Source organism: Enterococcus sp. JM9B (assembly GCF_009933265.1).
GTDB classification, from domain to species: Bacteria; Bacillota; Bacilli; order Lactobacillales; family Enterococcaceae; genus Enterococcus_C; species Enterococcus_C songbeiensis.
The window spans coordinates 41,343-56,970 of the sequence record NZ_MAEK01000038.1 but is presented as its reverse complement, the minus strand read 5'-3'; the positions used below and the strand labels follow the sequence as shown (position 1 = coordinate 56,970).

Sequence of the window (15,628 nt, the reverse complement as noted above, 5' to 3'; positions counted from 1 at the left end):
AAATTATGGTAAACTATTCTTTGTAGGAAAAAATTAAGAGAATCGCAAGGAATTTTTGTAAGTAAGGCACATTTCTTGCTTATAGAAATGTTAGTGAGTAAGATGAACTCGTAAAACAAACGGGGAGCGATGAAATGTATCAAGTAATCATGATGTATGGAGACAATGAACCATGGTGGTTTTTCGAGGATTGGCGCAAGGATATTGTCAGAGAAGCATCTTTTGCGACCTTTGAAGAAGCCCAGGCTTTTTTTGAGCATGAATGGTATCTCCAAAAGGATCAATTCAGCCAAGTAAATGGCAAACAAAATTATCTCTTTGCTTTTTGGAATGAAGGAGACGAACGCTGGTGTGAAGAATGCGATGATTATTTGCAACAGTATACCGGCTTGGCTCTTTTAAAGGATTATCAACCAGTAGCAAAGGAAAGCGGAAAGGAATTTTATGAAACAATTAATTCTAGCGGAAAAGCCAAGCGTTGCCAAAGACCTAAGCAAGGTATTGGGCGCTAATCAAAAATACAAAAACTATTATGAGGGACCCAATGTTATTGTGACTTGGGCCCTTGGTCATTTATTAGGTTTAAAAATGCCGGAAGATTTAAACAAAGACTGGCAAACTTGGCAAATGGAAACATTGCCGATGATTCCTAAACAGTTGGGTATCAAACCATTACCAAAAACCGGGCATCAGTTAAAAGCCATCAAACAATTGGCACAGCGAAAAGATGTTAGTGAAGCTGTAATCGCCACCGATGCTGGACGGGAAGGGGAATTGGTTGCTCGTTGGATTTTAGAGTGGGTGCGTTTTGATAAACCGGTCAAGCGGTTATGGATTTCTTCGCAAACCGACAAAGCCATCAAGGAAGGCTTTCGCAAGCTTGCTCCGGCAAAAAACTACGATACATTGTACCAGTCAGCAATTGCCCGTGCCAAGGCAGATTGGCTCGTAGGCTTGAATGTGACGCGGGCGTTGACAGTGAAATATCAAGACAATTTAAGTGCCGGTCGGGTGCAGACACCGACCTTGGCATTGGTGCGGGAGCAAGAAAAACAAATCGAATCCTTTCGTCCACAAACCTATTATGTTATCGAATTAGCGGTAGGGGATGAAACGGCGCGCATGGTGCAAAAAAATCCCTACCAATTAAAAGAACGGGAAACTGCACAACAATTGGGAAATCAAATGAGTCAACAAAATGGTCATGTAGAAACGGTGGAAGAGAAAGTCAAAACGGAAGCTGCACCATTGCCGTATGACTTGACAGAGATTCAACGAGAAGCTAATTCTCGTTACGGCTATTCTGCGAAAAAAACCTTGTCACTGGTCCAAAGTTTGTATGAAATCCATAAAATCGTGACCTATCCACGAACAGACAGCAAGTATTTGACAGAAGACATGAAAGATACGATGCAGGAACGTTTGCAGGCGGTTAGTGATTTTGCGCCGGAAGTCAAACAATACCTTAAAAATCCACGGGTCGTTCAGCAAAAAGTGTTCAACAACAGCAAAGTTTCAGATCACCATGCGTTGTTGCCTACCGAGCAGCGCCCCCGCTATGAAAAATTATCAACCGATGAACAACGTATCTACACGATGATTGTACAGCGCTTTTTGATGCTGTTTGCGGCAAATCATAAACGGAAACAACAAAAAGTAACGGTATCTTTTGGAAAAGAAAACTTTCTTTTTACCAATAACACTGTGATCGAAGCCGGATGGAAGATAGAAACCGTCAAAGAACACTCGGTGGATTGGCAGGAAGGGCAGCGAATCAAACCGAATTTTGCCATCAAAAAAGAATTGACTTCACCGCCAAAACCATTGAATGAAGGTACGCTTTTAGCAAAAATGGAAAAATTCAATCTTGGCACGCCGGCTACACGGGCGGAAATCATTGAAAAATTAATCAAATCGGAATTGATGGAACGAAACAACAGCAATCTGACAGTCTCGCCAAAAGGCAAACAACTCCTATCTTTAGTCAATCCTTCTCTGGTCACGCCGGAATTGACGGCAAAATGGGAAAAGGAACTGGAATTGATCGCCAAAGGCAGTTATTCCAGTCAGAAATTTTTGCAGCAAATTGAAAAAGATACCCAACAATTAGTGAAAGAAATCAAACAAAGTGACAGCACCTACCAGGATTTTTCTTTGACTCAAAAGAAATGTCCGGAATGTGGTTCCTTTTTGAAAGAAAAAAATACCCGAGACGGCAAGATTTATGTGTGTTCCAATAGTGAATGCAGCTATCGCCGCCGCAAAGAGCCTAAGCTATCCAATCATCGTTGCCCGCAATGCCATAAAAAAATGGAAATCATTGAGGGGAAAAACGGTTCTTTCTTTAAATGCAAATTCTGCTCTATCACGGAAAAAATTCCTGATAAAAAAGAGCGCAACAAAAAAGTCAGCAAGCAAGAAGAACGTCGCCTATTGAAAAAAATCAACCAACAGGCAGAGCCGGAAGAAAGTCCTTTAGCCGCTGCTTTAAAAGCCGCTATGGAGAAGAAATAGACTAAAAAAGCAGTTGTTCCTACCGATTGATGGGAACAACTGCTTTTTTAGTTAATTTGAGATTGAAATTGCTGATAAAACAGTCCTTTTTGTGCCATTAATTCTTCAAAGGTGCCAAATTCATGACAGCTACCGTTTTTGATGACTGCAATTTTGTCGGCGTCACGAATCGTTGACAGGCGATGGGCAGCAATAAACGTCGTTTTACCTTTAGTTAATTTGTTTAAGGCTGTTTGGATTTTCTTTTCCGAAAGATTGTCCAAAGCAGAAGTTGCTTCGTCCATGAAAATAATTTGAGGAGAACGAAGCAATGCGCGGGCAATTGCCAAACGTTGCCGCTGTCCACCAGAAAGTTTGTCACCGTGCTCCCCAATCTGTGTATGCAAGCCATGGGGGAGTTGTAAAACTACTTCCCATAAATTTGCAGTTTTTAAGGCGGTTTCAATTTGTTTTGGGGAGATATTTTTTAACCCGTAGGTCAGATTTTCTTGGATGGTTCCTGAAAATAAAATCGTATTTTGCAAAACGACGGCAATGAAGCGCCGATAAGAACGCAGGTCTAATTTGTTCATTTCCTGTCCATCTAAAAGTAATCGCCCTTCGGAAGGTTGAATAAAACCAATCAATAAACTTAAAATCGTTGATTTTCCGGAACCAGATTCACCGACTAAGGCAATCGTCTCACCCGCCTTTACGGTAAAGCTCAACTGTTCTAAAACTGGCTGAGGGGAAAGCGGATAGGAATAACCGACTTGCTGAAAGGTAAAGGCACCAGAAACCCTCGCAACTTTTTGTTTGCCGCGGTAAGTTTCGATTTCACCTGAAGTCAAAATTTCCCCAATTGAACGAACCGATTCCATTCCCTTTGAAATGGTGGGAATCAAAGTAATCAAGCTGGAGACGGAATTGACGACTGTTGTGAAATAGGTTTGATACAATACGACATCTCCTGCCGGAATTCTGCCTTGCAGCGCCATTGAGCCGGTAAAAACCAAACAGAGCAGTTGGAAGGCCTGAAAACTTGCCCAACTGACAGAACCAAATGTCGATTGCAAAATATCCAGAGAGAATCCTTTTTGATAAATTGCTTGAAAATGATTTCCCAAGCGTTGCATTTCAGTAGTCTCTAAGGCGTGTGCCCGCACGATTGGCGCTAATTCGATGGCTTCGACTACTTTAGCAGAGGTGTGTTCCATTTCCTGTCGAAAGTCACTATTTTGTTTTTTAATTCGCTTACGAAAAAAAACAATAATTAATGCTGCAATCGGTACGGTCAATAAAAAGAAGAGAAAAACGATGGGGCTTTTGTACAAAGTAATCGCCAATGCCACCACTAAATTGATCAAGATATTCAGACTACTGGAAAAAATTTGGGAGGAGAGGGTTTGGACCGCTTCGACATCCCGCATGATTTTTGACTGCAGCTGACCGGATTGGAGCTCCTTTTGGTAAATAATCGACAATTCCTGCAATTTTTCGATCAAGGCTGCCCGCAAATTTGCCTCCACTTGCCGAATGGAGAGGCTTTGAAATTTGATATGAAAATAATTCGAAAAAATATTTTGCCCGACTAAAAAAAGCATTACCAAGGCATTGATGTAGATGGTTTGCAACTTGCCGTCTGGAGCAATTGCGGCATTGATTACATTGGCGATGGCAAGAGGCATCACCCAAGCTGGAATGTGTTTGATTAGAAACAATCCGCCGGACAGCGCTAATTTAGGATAGTTTCCTTTATAAAGGTAAAGGAGTGTTTTAAAAGGATCAGCAGTATTATTTTCGAAACTTTTTTGAACAGGATTCATCAGACGAAAGCCCTCTTATAAAACATCATAGTGTCGTCGCAGTATTTCCAGCGCATAGGGGAGATGATCTTCTGTGGTTGCTTCCAAACTGGCAAACATAGCAGGACGCTGATGTTTTAAAAACCGCAGGACTTCTGTATAATCCATGCGCCCGGTTCCCACTGGTACAATCTTGATTTTATTGTCTATGGCTTGAAAATCTTTTAAGTGGACAACTTCGATGACATCCTGTAAATCTTCCAATGCCTCGGCAATCACCCGTTCCTGTTGCAAGTAATTATCTGGACGCATCAAATTAGCCGGATCGAAAATGATTCGCAGGTTGGGAGATTGCACTTCCTCCACTAAGCGTTTTGCTAATTGACTGGTGTATAATGGATGGTTTAGTCCGGCTTCGATTCCCACCATCACTTGGAGATTTTCTGCCGTTTTGACCATTTCAATCACAGATTCTCGAGCAGCAACGTAGGCTTCTTCGGTAAAATTTTCTACAGTATAGCCTTGTGTGACACTACCGGTTTCTGTCCCAACCAAAGGTGCATGAAAGGCTGCTGCCAATTGCAGGTGGTGCTTGAATTGGTCAACTGCCTGTTGCCGAATTTTTTTATCACGGGAAGAAATATTGACGTAACAGCCTAAAACGGAAAGTTTGACTTCTTCTTGTGCAAAGGTATCTCCTAAAAAGCGGGCAGTTTCTTCGGTAAGTTTGGATAAATCAGGCACTAAATTGGGAAAGGATTTCTTTGGGGCAAAGTGGATATTTTTTAGTTGATACGTTTTTAATTTAGTGACCAGTTCCGCAGGGGTTGATGCAACAAGATCATGGGCACGAATCCCCAGATTAAATGTAGACATGGCTTCTCCTTTTTAGACTTTCTTTTAAGGGACAATCCGTTTTTTGTAACTCATCGACCACCAACTGAGCAATCCATTCTGCTCCGGCTTCGTTTAAATGGGTATTGTCCTGAACACCTTCTGGATAAGTCGAAAATTCACCAGGTGTACCGTGAAGATAAAGTTTCTTTGTTTCATCTTGTTTTTTTTGCCGGAGACTTTCTTGAGATTTAGTAAAAAGATCCAACAATAAAATTCTTTGTTCCAGCGCTAGTTGTTTCATGGCTTCCGGGTAATCACCAAGTGTCAGTGGATCAAGTGTGCCATTTGGCAGATACATTCGGCGGGTAATCGAAGTCAAAAAAATCGGTGTTGCCCGTTTTTTTCGGGTAACATCGGCAAAAAGCTGTAAATTTTTCTGATACGTATCGAAAGGGTTCGTTCCTCGAGTGGGATCCTCTTTTTGATCATTATGTCCAAATTGAATCAAGAGATAGTCACCTGTCTGAATTTCTTTTTCAATGGTTTTCAAGCGTCCTTCAGCAAGAAATGATTTGGTACTCCGTCCGTTTTGGGCATGGTTTTTGATAGTTATTTCAGAGGTGAAAAAATCGCCCAGTTTTTCTCCCCAACCGGTTTCCGGTCGCTTTTCGGGGATTTTTTGTGCTGCGGTGGAATCACCAGCAATAAAAATTTGAGTCATGGGTTCCTCCCTAGAAAATGTTTTAAGAAAAGACTAGAATTGTCGCAGCCATGTTTCGGCTAGATGTACCCATTGATAGGAAGGGTGGGTAGGATCATCCATCCCTAATCCATGGGGACCGGTTGGAAATAAATGCAGCTCGTAAGAAATGTTGTGGTTGCTTAACGCAGTGGCAAGAGACAAACTGTTTTCTACTGGAACGGCTTGGTCGGTGACCGTGTGCCAAATAAAGCAAGGGGGCGTCTTTGAGGTAACTAACTGATTCAAGGAGTAATCTTTTTTCATCAGAGGATCACCATAAAATTGCCGGGCACTTCCTTCGTGGGCAAAAGAGCCGTTGACAAAGGTAACCGGATAGGCCAAAAGCAGTCCATCAGGTTTTTTCTCTCCAATCATTCCTATGAGACCAGCAAGATGGCCGCCGGCAGAAAAGCCAACGGCGACAATCTTGTCGATTTTTGGATCAGTACGTAATTGTGCCATCACATCAGCCACTTCCTCTACTACGTGGCTGGGAATGAAAGGATCAAGCTGATAGGTCAAGATTGCGGTATGCCATTCCTGCGTTTGTCCCCATTTACTAATGGTGGTGCCTTCTTTTTTGATTGCAAGATGCTCGTAACCACCACCGGGGAAAATCAACAGACAGTTGCGTTTTTCTTCGTCGTGGTAGCACAAATGCAAACTGGTTTCTTTGGGCTTTTGAAAGCTTGGGTCTTTTTCTAAGTGGTCAATAAACAATTTCATTGCTTCGCCTTCTTCGATTAAAAATGAAAGTAGTTGGCAGCGTTGTGGTAACTGATGGCTTCCACTAAGTTTCCTAAAAGTTCTTCATCTTCCGGTGCTTCACCACGAGTGACGATTTCACCGATAAATTCACAAAGGACCCGACGGAAATATTCATGACGGGTATAGGAAAGAAAACTACGGGAGTCTGTCAGCATACCTACAAAGTTTTGTAGCGCACTGCCATCAGCAAATTGGGTCAATTGGTCCCGCATACCAGCTCTGGTGTCATTGTACCACCAGCCGGAGCCCAGCTGCAGTTTGCCGGCAGTTTCTTTTTGGAAGCAGCCCATTAATGCCACCAGTACAGGGTAATCATTTGGATTTAAGGAATACAAAATCGTTTGTGGCAATTGATCTGTCTGTTCCGCACGGTCCAATAATTTTTGCAACGGAATGGTTAGGGAAAGATCGTTGATGCCATCATAACCGGTATCCGGCCCTAATTGGGCAAGCATCGCTGTATTGCAATTACGGTACGCATGAATATGTAGTTGCATGGTCCAACCATGTTGATGGTAGGCTTGGAATAGACGAACCAGCGTTTCTGTCCGATAACAAGCTTCTTCTTCCGGCGTTAATTGTTTGTGTCTCAAAGCTTTTTGCAAAATTTTTGTCAACGTGTCTTCATCTGCCTGCTGATAAGTCAGCACGTCCAACGCATGATCCGACAACCGACAGCCAAATTCGTGAAAATAATCGATTCGTTTAATTAAGCAAGTGATTAGTTCACTAAAGGTTGTGATTTCGGCAGCACAAACATCGGCTAATCGTTGAATATACTCAGCAAAATCTGGTTTGGTGATATTTAAGGCTTTATCTGGTCGGAAGGTCGGTAAAACCGTGAAACGATTTTCTTCTTCAGCCAGCTTTTTATGAAAAACTAGATCGTCAACGGGATCATCTGTGGTACAAACGATTTTTACCTGACTGTTGGCGATGATGTTGCGACGTCGAAAGGCAGGGGATGCCAGTTGTTCATTGGCCTTTTCCCAAATTTCCGGGGCATTTTTTTCATTGACCAGCAAATCGATTCCAAAAAAGCGTTTCAGCTCCAAGTGGGTCCAACTGTACAGAGGATTGCCGATAATTTTTGGCACGGTTTGACACCACGCCATGAATTTTTCGTAATCGGTGGCGTTACCGGTGATTAAGTGTTCGCTGACGCCGCAAGCCCGCATGAGCCGCCATTTGTAGTGATCGCCACCAAGCCAGGCTTCTGTCAGATTTTTGAAATTTTGGTTTTCATAAATTTCTTTTGGTTCTAAATGGCAATGGTAATCAATGATCGGCATTTTTTTTGCGTGATCGTGAAACAATTTCTTTGCCCAATCGGTACTTAATAAAAAATCATCTGCTAAAAACATGTTTTTTCCTTCTTTCTGATAAAAATAGTCGGACTATTTTTTTGTCTGTGAAAATGTAGGACTGGGGGAAGCCAGTTGGTGATTATAAGGTAACGCCGTTTTTGAAAATTGCGACTTCCCGGACATCATTCTCTTCGTTTCGGGTAGTTTCGCCACTGGCTACCGCAATGATTTTTGCGATAAAGTCATCTAAAACTTCAGTCATCGGTTTTTCCAAAAGCTGACCAGCATTGAAGTCCATCCAATGGGTTTTACGTTGATAAATATCGGTGTTGGTGGCGATTTTCATCGTTGGGACATAGGCACCAAAAGGAGTGCCCCGACCCGTGGTAAACAAAACAAGATGACAGTCGGCAGAAGCCAAAGCGGAAGCCGCAACCAAATCATTGCCGGGACCTTCCAATAAACTTAAGCCGCTTTTTTTAATTTTGTCGCCATAATGCAGAACATCCACAACAGCGGAAGTACCGGATTTTTGCGTACAGCCCAGCGATTTATCTTCCAATGTCGTGATTCCCCCAGCTTTGTTTCCTGGTGACGGATTTTCGTAAACAGGTTCGCCATAAGAAAGAAAATAGCTCTTAAAGTCGTTAATCAAATGAACAATCTGATCAAAAACTTCTTGGTTTTCTGCTCGAGCCATTAAGACTTGCTCAGCACCAAACATTTCCGGTACTTCCGTCAAGACGGTACTGCCGCCTTGTGTCACTAGAAAATCAGAAAAAGCTCCCAGCAACGGATTGGCGGTGATTCCAGAGAAGCCGTCAGAACCGCCGCATTTTAAGCCGACATTCAATTCACTTAAAGAAATTTCTTCTCGGTGATCGTCACTGCAAGCCAGTAATAATTCTTCTAATAACACCACACCGGCTTCAATTTCATCTTCGACTTCTTGGGCGACTAAAAATTTTACACGGGCAGGATCAAAAGCGCCTAATTTTTTCTTAAATTCAGGAATCGTATTGTTTTCACAGCCCAAACCAAACACTAAAACAGCGCCGGCGTTAGGGTGCTTCACGGCATCAATCAAAACAGTCCGGGTATTTTGATGGTCCTGTCCAAGTTGGGAACAGCCATAGGGGTGTTTTAAAATTGTCAGATTATCAAATGGACCAAAATCCGAATGCCGCCGTTTGAATTCCTGCAAAATCAATTCTGCCATGCCATTGATACAGCCAACAGTGGGAACAATCAGCAAATCATTACGAATACCAACTTTTCCATTTGCCCGCCGATACCCTTTAAAGGTTAAATTTTTTTTGGGATAGGTAGTTGGATGCAAATCTGGTTCATAGTAATAGTCCAGCTCACCGGAAAGATTGGTTTTAACATTGTGAGTATGCAACCAATCGCCTTGTTGGATTAATTCCGTGGCGTGCCCGATTGGGTAGCCGTACTTTACGATATTTTCATTGGGCTGGATGACATTTAGTGCGATTTTATGCCCTTGAGGGATATCTTGGTTGGCAATGAGAGTCTGTTGATTGATGGTCATTTCGCTGCCTTTTTCGATGGGATGTAAAGCAACGGCCACATTGTCCCGATCATGCAGTTTTAGCAGATCGGCTTTTTGGGTTAATGTTGAAACTGAGGTTGTTTCCATACGTTTTCTCCTACATTTTTATTTAATTCCTGAACTAAAACTCGACTGCCGGAAGTATCAATGACGGTCATCATTTGACGAATCGTTTCAGACAATGCAGGAACTTGGCTTAAATCCTGCTGCCATAAATCAGATTGCTGCAATAAAAATTCGACTGGATCGGAGGCTTCACTAAAGGCCTGTTTAAACAATGCTAAAACATGGGCATCGTCTTGAGGCTTTGGACCATCTCCTCGGTAGCAAACGAACAGGGCGCTTAAAGCCGCCACGATTCCAGTTGGCAAGGTTTGTGTTTGTTTTTGGTAACGAAGCAGGATTGGCAACAGTCGTGCAGTAAATTTTGAAACGCTGTTTAACGCAATTGAAGTCAGTTCATGACGGACAAAAGGATTTTTAAAGCGTTCTTTGATTTGTGCTGCATAAACTTCCAATTCTTCTTTAGGTAAATCCAACATTGGAATCAGTTGTGTGTCAAAAAGCTGATCGATAAAAACGGAGAAATCAGCATCCTGCATCACTTCTTCAACGGTTTCCAAACCTGCCAATAACCCAAGAGGCACCATTGCAGTGTGAGGACCGTTCAGCAAATGGACTTTTCTTTCCCGATAAGGCGTCATGTCTTCCGTAACGACAACATTTAAGCCCGCCTTAGCTAATGGCAGGGATTCCTTTAAGGAGGCAGGACCTTCGATTACCCATAACAAAAAGGGTTCTGCTTTGACCATCAGCTGGTCTTCGTAGCCATGCTGTGCATTTAATTCTGCCGCTCGATCACGAGGATAACCGGGAACGATTCGATCCACTAAGCTGCAGCAAAAAGTATTTTCATTTTCCAACCATTCAGAAAAATCTTTTTCCAACTCCCACAAAGCGATATATTGTTGAATGATTTGTCGTAATTTTTCTCCGTTACGGTTGATCAACTCGCAAGGAATAATCGTAAACCCTTTTTTTCCTAACTGGTAGCGGCGGAAAAGCAGGGCAGTTAATTTTGCCGGGAAACTTTTTGGCGGCTGATCCGTCAACTGATCGGTTTCGTCAAAAGCAATTCCCGCTTCAGTTGTATTAGAAACGATAAATTCCAATGCATCATTTTCCGCAAGATCTAAATAAGCTTGCCATTCTTGGTAAGGATTGATGACCCGATTAACGGTGGTAATAATCTCAGATGTATTAACAATTTCTCCTTCTAAAAGCCCTTCCAAAATGACCGTATACAAATTGTCTTGTTTTTCCAGCAGAGTACCTAATCCCTGATTGATAGGCTGAACCACAACGGCACTCCCGTTGAAGTGTCCGGCTTTGTTCATTTGCTGCAATTGCCAATCAAAAAAGCCCCGCATAAAGTTGCCTTCACCAAATTGAATGACCTTTTCTGGATAAAAAGTAAATTCTTGATACTGCTTGTTTAATTGTTTCATAAGTTCCTCCTGTCTGCACACGTTAACATCAAATTTATATTTTTTCCCCTTCCAAGTTCGAAGGGGCTAAATAACGGAATCACGTATTTCTAATGAGGTGTCAATCAAAATTTGTTTTTCTTGAACGACTTCTTTTTGGATCAAATGCAACAACGCTTGAGTGCCCGCCTGACTGATTTTCATCACTGGTTTGCGAATGGTTGTCAGTGCCGGAGAGGTGTAGTGGGTAAAAGGAATCCCATCAAATCCCATCAAGGAAATATCCTCCGGTACATGTAATCCATGGGCATGGCAAGCTTTTAGAGCCCCGATGGCCATATCATCATTGGAGCAAAAAATTAATTTTGGTACTTGAGAAAGCTGCAGCAGCTTTTCGCAGGCGATGCGTCCGCTTTCGATACTGTAATCACCGACTGCAACCCATTCTGGACGAAACGGAATCATGTGTGCCGCTAAACTATCAAGATAGCCTTTTTTTCGTTCAATGGTGGAACGAAAGCCTTTTTTGCCTTCGATAAAACCAATTTCACGAATTCCTCGAGCAATGGCATACTCCATTCCTTGGAGGACTCCTTGGCGATCGTTGCTGGTGACACTAACAAAATCTTTCGGGTCTGCCTGACGGTTCAAAATGACAAACGGAATTGCGGCTGTTTGCAGTGCCGTAATAAATTGATCATCTTGATCAGTTTGGCTCATAACGATGACCCCGTCAAAACGTTGCAGTGAAAGAAAATCAAAATTTTTAAGGGTATCGATCCCTTTGACGGAAAGATTGTATTGATCCGGCAAAACGGAATTGATGCCTTTAATAACTTCTACTAAAAAACTATCACTGGTTCCATGTTCCAGAGAGGAAAAAAACAGCCCAATCATAAAGGAACGCTGCGTCACCAAACTTTTTGCATTGACGTTGGGCACATAATTTAATTCCTCTGCGATTTTATGTATTTTTTCTTTCGTTTCGGGACGAATCAACGAACTGTTATTTAATGCTCGTGAAACGGTCGTGTGAGAAACGCCGGCAATTTTTGCGATATCTTTGATAGTAACCATTTTGTGACGCTCCTCTCTGTACAAAAATAGCATATAGTGAAATGAGTAAAATGTCAATACAACAATGATGCACACGTTAAAATGATTATATAAAAAAGACCTTGTGATATTGTTTCAATATGATAGAATGAATGAGATGAGAAAATGATTATTTAATTCCCAGTAAAAAGTAAAGGAGTCTGTCGATGAAAATAAGGCAAAGATTTAATCATTCCGGTTTTTTTTATAGTATTTTTATCCCGGTTTTTCTTGTAGGAATGTTGATGATCATCAGCTTCAGTATTTACACCTACCAGAAAACCTACCAGACAATTCAAGAAAATTTAATTGAAGATCGAGCCAGTAACCTTCAGCAAATCAAAAACAACATAGAACAAAAGGTAAAAACCGTTGAATATTCTTTCTCTACATATAGTACCACCAGCAATTTTCAAAAAATTATCGCCAAACCCCTCACTTACCGCAGCTACACAGATGTTCGTGAAGTCACTTCTCAGCTTGCCTATATTAGTGTGATGGGAATTGAAAACGCCTCCTATGAATTGATCAGTCTTGAACAATCTTGGCGGATCGCCAATGGCTCGCTGGCATTTTTGACGGAGGAAGAAAAAAATGAAATCGATCAAATGACGCGGGACAGTTCTTCCTATCTTTTTTGGCAGCCGAAGAAAAAAAGTATTCAGATGTTTATTTCTTTGCCGATTTTTAAAACCAGCCGTTCTGCGGTGGGACGAGTGACAATTCCTAAAACGACCATCAATCAATTACTGACAGGCTCACAGGAACAGCTGCTTGATATTTACACGTATGATGGGCAGCAGTTATTTGCCAATAAAGAAAGTCTGTCGAAAAAACAGCAGCAGATTCTTAATCAGACAACGGATAAAAATGGAACTTTTAGTGATGAAGCCGGAGATATTTACCTGTACAGCAAATCTGATTACAACCAGTGGGTCTATGTTTCCCGACTGACCCATCAGCAGGTGACAGGCGCAATTAGAAATCTGGTGATTGGTTTAGTTGCAATTACTTTTGTGGTTCTCATTTTGCTGGTGTTTGTTTCCTATCTGGTAGCTAACCAAGCAGCTCGACCTTTGCGGGAAATTCGGGATCGTTTGGAAGTCCCGCGAACACCCGGCGGACGAAAAGCAGAAATCAATCAGATTCTTGGAGGGATTGAAGAAATTGTCGTGCAAAACGAAGGCATGACCAACAAACTCAAGACCCAACAACCCGAGCTGGAAACTCTATTTATCCTCAACCTATTTCGTAATCAAGTGGCGGTGGCGGATATTCCTCGACGTTTGGCACAATTTGGTTATTCGGAGGGAAAAGAATTTGTCACGTTGCTGATTCAAATCGATGATTTGGGTGGACGACAAGAAAGCACAAGAGATATTCTACTTTTAGCTTTGGAAAAAGTCGTAGGAGAAATTCTACCGGCATCCGAGCGCTTTTTGCCCATTGTGTTGAATAATGACACTCAAGCAACGATTTTACAAATTTCAGAAGAGCAGTGGAAGCGTCAGATTATCACTTACTGTCAGGCGATTCGAAAAGCCGCCAAAGACTACCTGAAAATAAAAATCAGTTTTGGTATTTCACAGGTTTATGCGTCATTGGAAGAAAGCAAACAAGCAGTCGACAATGCGAAGGAGGCACTGCATTTTCGAATCAATCTGGGAGCAGAGGCATTGATTTTTTATGATGAGATTGCTCCACAGTTGGATGCAAACTCGGTTGTGAAATATCCGGTGGACGAAGAATTGCTGCTAAACGATGCGATGCGGGCCGGTGACCAGACAGGGATCGATCAGGCATTTTCAACCGTGATTACCAGTATTTTTTCTGCCAATCATACACCTATTACTATTGAGACGGCCTTGTTACGATTGGTAAACAATATCATTCAACTAGGACAGCTTTTAGGCGCAGATGCCGAAGTTTTCCAAAATAATCATCGGATTTACTTAGATGTGCTGAATAATGACAATCCTGAAAAAATCAAAGGATTGATTTACCACGCATTGATTTTGCCTATCGTGTCAACAATTCAGGATAAGACAGACCGGGAGATTCGTTCCCTGTCGCAAAAAATGGTTCACATCGTTCATCAGCAATATGATCAAGAAATATCTTTAGACATCATTGCCGATCAGCTTCATTACAATCCCAATTATTTAAGCAGTGTGTTTAAAAAAGAAATGCAGTCCAACTTCGGGGATTACTTGCAAAATTATCGGCTATCTGTTGCTAAGGATTGGCTTATCAACACGAATTACACCATCAAAGAATTATCCGAGAAACTCCAATACAACAATCCGCAAAACTTTATCCGTTTCTTTAAAAAACGGGAATGTATGACGCCAGGCGAGTATCGCAAACAGTTTAAAGCATAAAAAAGGTTGTGATGTCACCCGCGTGACACCACAACCTTTTCAATTGATTTATCCTTTGACGGAACCGATCATTACTCCTTTGACAAAATAGCGTTGTACAAAAGGATAAACGATCAGCATTGGCAAAGTAGCCAGCATGATGACAGCCATTTTTACGGATTGTGCAGGAGGAACGACATCAAAGCCGGAAGCATCGGCGTTCATTCCGCTAGAGACGATGACAATCTGTCGCAACAATACTTGGATCGGCCATTTGTCAGAGCTGGTGATGTAGAGAATGGCTCCTTGATAGGTGTTCCAGTAAGTGACTGCGTAAAACAAAGAGATAGTAGCAATAGATGGCAGAGATAAAGGCAAAATGATTCGGAAGAACACGCCCCAGTCGGTACAGCCGTCCATTTTTGCGGATTCTTCCAAACTGTCTGGAATTCCTTGGAAGAAGTTTCGCATGATAATCATGTTGTAGGCACTAATTGCTCCCGGTAAAATCAAGGACCACAGAGAATCAATCAATCCTAATTGTTGCACCAAAATAAACATCGGAATCATACCACCGCTGAAAAGCATCGTGAAGACTACCATAAAGTTGATAATTTTTCTGCCGTGCAGGTATCTACGAGAGAGTGCATAGGCCATAAATGAAGTTAGAACCATGCTGACAAAAGTCCCCACCACTGTGACGAAAAGGGATACGCCGATACTTTTAAAAATCGTAGGTGTAGAAAGAATGTAGCGATAGGCATCCAAGGTAAAGGTTCGCGGGATCAGGATGAAAGGACGAGTTGAGATTTCTCCTGCTGTTGCGAAAGAACTAGCCAAGATGTTCAAAAAGGGCAGTAAACACATAAGAGAAAAAATAACTAGGAAGGCGATAATTAAGCCCTGCACGATTTTTTCACTAGTTGAAACGCGAATCTTCTTTTTTATTGTTGTTTCCATATTAAGAACCTCCAAATTCTTTTTAAAGTAATAAAACGTTTACAAATTGACTTTAGCATCCCCCTTTCATGACGTATATAATCACCTTTACAGATGCTGAAATGAAGAAAAGACCGTCAGTTTTCAGCCGAAAGAAAAAAACACGAAAAATCTGTGTTATAACAAGGTTTCTTTTGGAAAAAGAGTGAATGCGGTTACATT

12 protein-coding genes are annotated in these 15,628 nt (G+C 41.8%); 3 read left to right on the top strand and 9 right to left on the bottom strand.

Annotated features, from left to right (window positions below):
* Positions 1-134: 134 nt before the first annotated feature.
* Both BAU16_RS12400 and BAU16_RS12395 read left to right on the top strand, forming a co-directional pair.
* On the top strand, positions 135-512 hold the full coding sequence (locus tag BAU16_RS12400) for a DUF1033 family protein (protein ID WP_048603836.1): 378 nt from the start codon (positions 135-137) through the stop codon (positions 510-512).
* A complete protein-coding gene (locus tag BAU16_RS12395; protein ID WP_137605649.1) occupies positions 445-2,514 on the top strand; it encodes a DNA topoisomerase III in 2,070 nt (689 codons plus the stop codon). Before BAU16_RS12400 ends, BAU16_RS12395 begins: the two co-directional genes overlap by 68 nt.
* 47 nt (positions 2,515-2,561) lie before the next feature.
* Here BAU16_RS12395 and BAU16_RS12390 read toward each other — a convergent pair whose 3' ends face one another.
* From BAU16_RS12390 to BAU16_RS12355, 8 genes are all read right to left on the bottom strand, one after another.
* The gene (locus BAU16_RS12390; protein ID WP_137605648.1) at positions 2,562-4,322 is read right to left on the bottom strand and encodes an ABC transporter ATP-binding protein; all 1,761 of its coding nucleotides are present in this window, start codon (positions 4,320-4,322) and stop codon (positions 2,562-2,564) included.
* A gap of 12 nt (positions 4,323-4,334) precedes the next feature.
* Entirely contained in the window at positions 4,335-5,174 is an 840-nt protein-coding gene (locus BAU16_RS12385; protein WP_137605647.1) for a sugar phosphate isomerase/epimerase family protein, read from the bottom strand.
* A complete protein-coding gene (locus BAU16_RS12380; RefSeq protein WP_137605646.1) occupies positions 5,161-5,856 on the bottom strand; it encodes a rhamnogalacturonan acetylesterase in 696 nt (231 codons plus the stop codon). The genes BAU16_RS12385 and BAU16_RS12380 overlap by 14 nt, the downstream gene beginning before the upstream one ends.
* A 33-nt stretch (positions 5,857-5,889) precedes the next feature.
* The gene (locus BAU16_RS12375) at positions 5,890-6,603 is read right to left on the bottom strand and encodes an alpha/beta hydrolase (RefSeq protein ID WP_137605645.1); all 714 of its coding nucleotides are present in this window, start codon (positions 6,601-6,603) and stop codon (positions 5,890-5,892) included.
* A 17-nt stretch (positions 6,604-6,620) separates the two neighbouring features.
* Positions 6,621-8,009, bottom strand: a complete 1,389-nt coding sequence (gene uxaC, locus BAU16_RS12370) for a glucuronate isomerase (protein WP_048603842.1) — start codon at positions 8,007-8,009, stop codon at positions 6,621-6,623.
* 82 nt (positions 8,010-8,091) lie between these two features.
* The gene (locus BAU16_RS12365; RefSeq protein ID WP_137605644.1) at positions 8,092-9,612 is read right to left on the bottom strand and encodes a UxaA family hydrolase; all 1,521 of its coding nucleotides are present in this window, start codon (positions 9,610-9,612) and stop codon (positions 8,092-8,094) included.
* Positions 9,585-11,033 (bottom strand): tagaturonate reductase, encoded by a 1,449-nt coding sequence (locus BAU16_RS12360; RefSeq protein ID WP_137605643.1) that lies wholly within the window; start codon positions 11,031-11,033, stop codon positions 9,585-9,587. Before BAU16_RS12360 ends, BAU16_RS12365 begins: the two co-directional genes overlap by 28 nt.
* 66 nt (positions 11,034-11,099) lie before the next feature.
* Entirely contained in the window at positions 11,100-12,089 is a 990-nt protein-coding gene (locus tag BAU16_RS12355; RefSeq protein ID WP_137605642.1) for a LacI family DNA-binding transcriptional regulator, read from the bottom strand.
* A 185-nt stretch (positions 12,090-12,274) separates the two neighbouring features.
* Here BAU16_RS12355 and BAU16_RS12350 point away from each other — a divergent pair, with 185 nt between their 5' ends.
* Positions 12,275-14,488 (top strand): helix-turn-helix domain-containing protein, encoded by a 2,214-nt coding sequence (locus tag BAU16_RS12350; protein WP_137605641.1) that lies wholly within the window; start codon positions 12,275-12,277, stop codon positions 14,486-14,488.
* Between the two features lie 48 nt (positions 14,489-14,536).
* Here BAU16_RS12350 and BAU16_RS12345 read toward each other — a convergent pair whose 3' ends face one another.
* The gene (locus tag BAU16_RS12345) at positions 14,537-15,427 is read right to left on the bottom strand and encodes a carbohydrate ABC transporter permease (RefSeq protein WP_048603847.1); all 891 of its coding nucleotides are present in this window, start codon (positions 15,425-15,427) and stop codon (positions 14,537-14,539) included.
* Positions 15,428-15,628 lie beyond the last annotated feature (201 nt).

Bases quoted from the DNA above. Each gene is read 5' to 3' on its own strand.
- BAU16_RS12400 (WP_048603836.1), top strand. From the start codon at position 135: ATGTATCAAGTAATCATGATGTATGGAGACAATGAACCATGGTGGTTT.
- BAU16_RS12395 (WP_137605649.1), top strand. From the start codon at position 445: ATGAAACAATTAATTCTAGCGGAAAAGCCAAGCGTTGCCAAAGACCTA.
- BAU16_RS12385 (WP_137605647.1), bottom strand. From the start codon at position 5,174: ATGTCTACATTTAATCTGGGGATTCGTGCCCATGATCTTGTTGCATCA.
- BAU16_RS12380 (WP_137605646.1), bottom strand. From the start codon at position 5,856: ATGACTCAAATTTTTATTGCTGGTGATTCCACCGCAGCACAAAAAATC.
- BAU16_RS12375 (WP_137605645.1), bottom strand. From the start codon at position 6,603: ATGAAATTGTTTATTGACCACTTAGAAAAAGACCCAAGCTTTCAAAAG.
- uxaC (WP_048603842.1), bottom strand. From the start codon at position 8,009: ATGTTTTTAGCAGATGATTTTTTATTAAGTACCGATTGGGCAAAGAAA.
- BAU16_RS12365 (WP_137605644.1), bottom strand. From the start codon at position 9,612: ATGGAAACAACCTCAGTTTCAACATTAACCCAAAAAGCCGATCTGCTA.
- BAU16_RS12360 (WP_137605643.1), bottom strand. From the start codon at position 11,033: ATGAAACAATTAAACAAGCAGTATCAAGAATTTACTTTTTATCCAGAA.
- BAU16_RS12355 (WP_137605642.1), bottom strand. From the start codon at position 12,089: ATGGTTACTATCAAAGATATCGCAAAAATTGCCGGCGTTTCTCACACG.
- BAU16_RS12350 (WP_137605641.1), top strand. From the start codon at position 12,275: ATGAAAATAAGGCAAAGATTTAATCATTCCGGTTTTTTTTATAGTATT.
- BAU16_RS12345 (WP_048603847.1), bottom strand. From the start codon at position 15,427: ATGGAAACAACAATAAAAAAGAAGATTCGCGTTTCAACTAGTGAAAAA.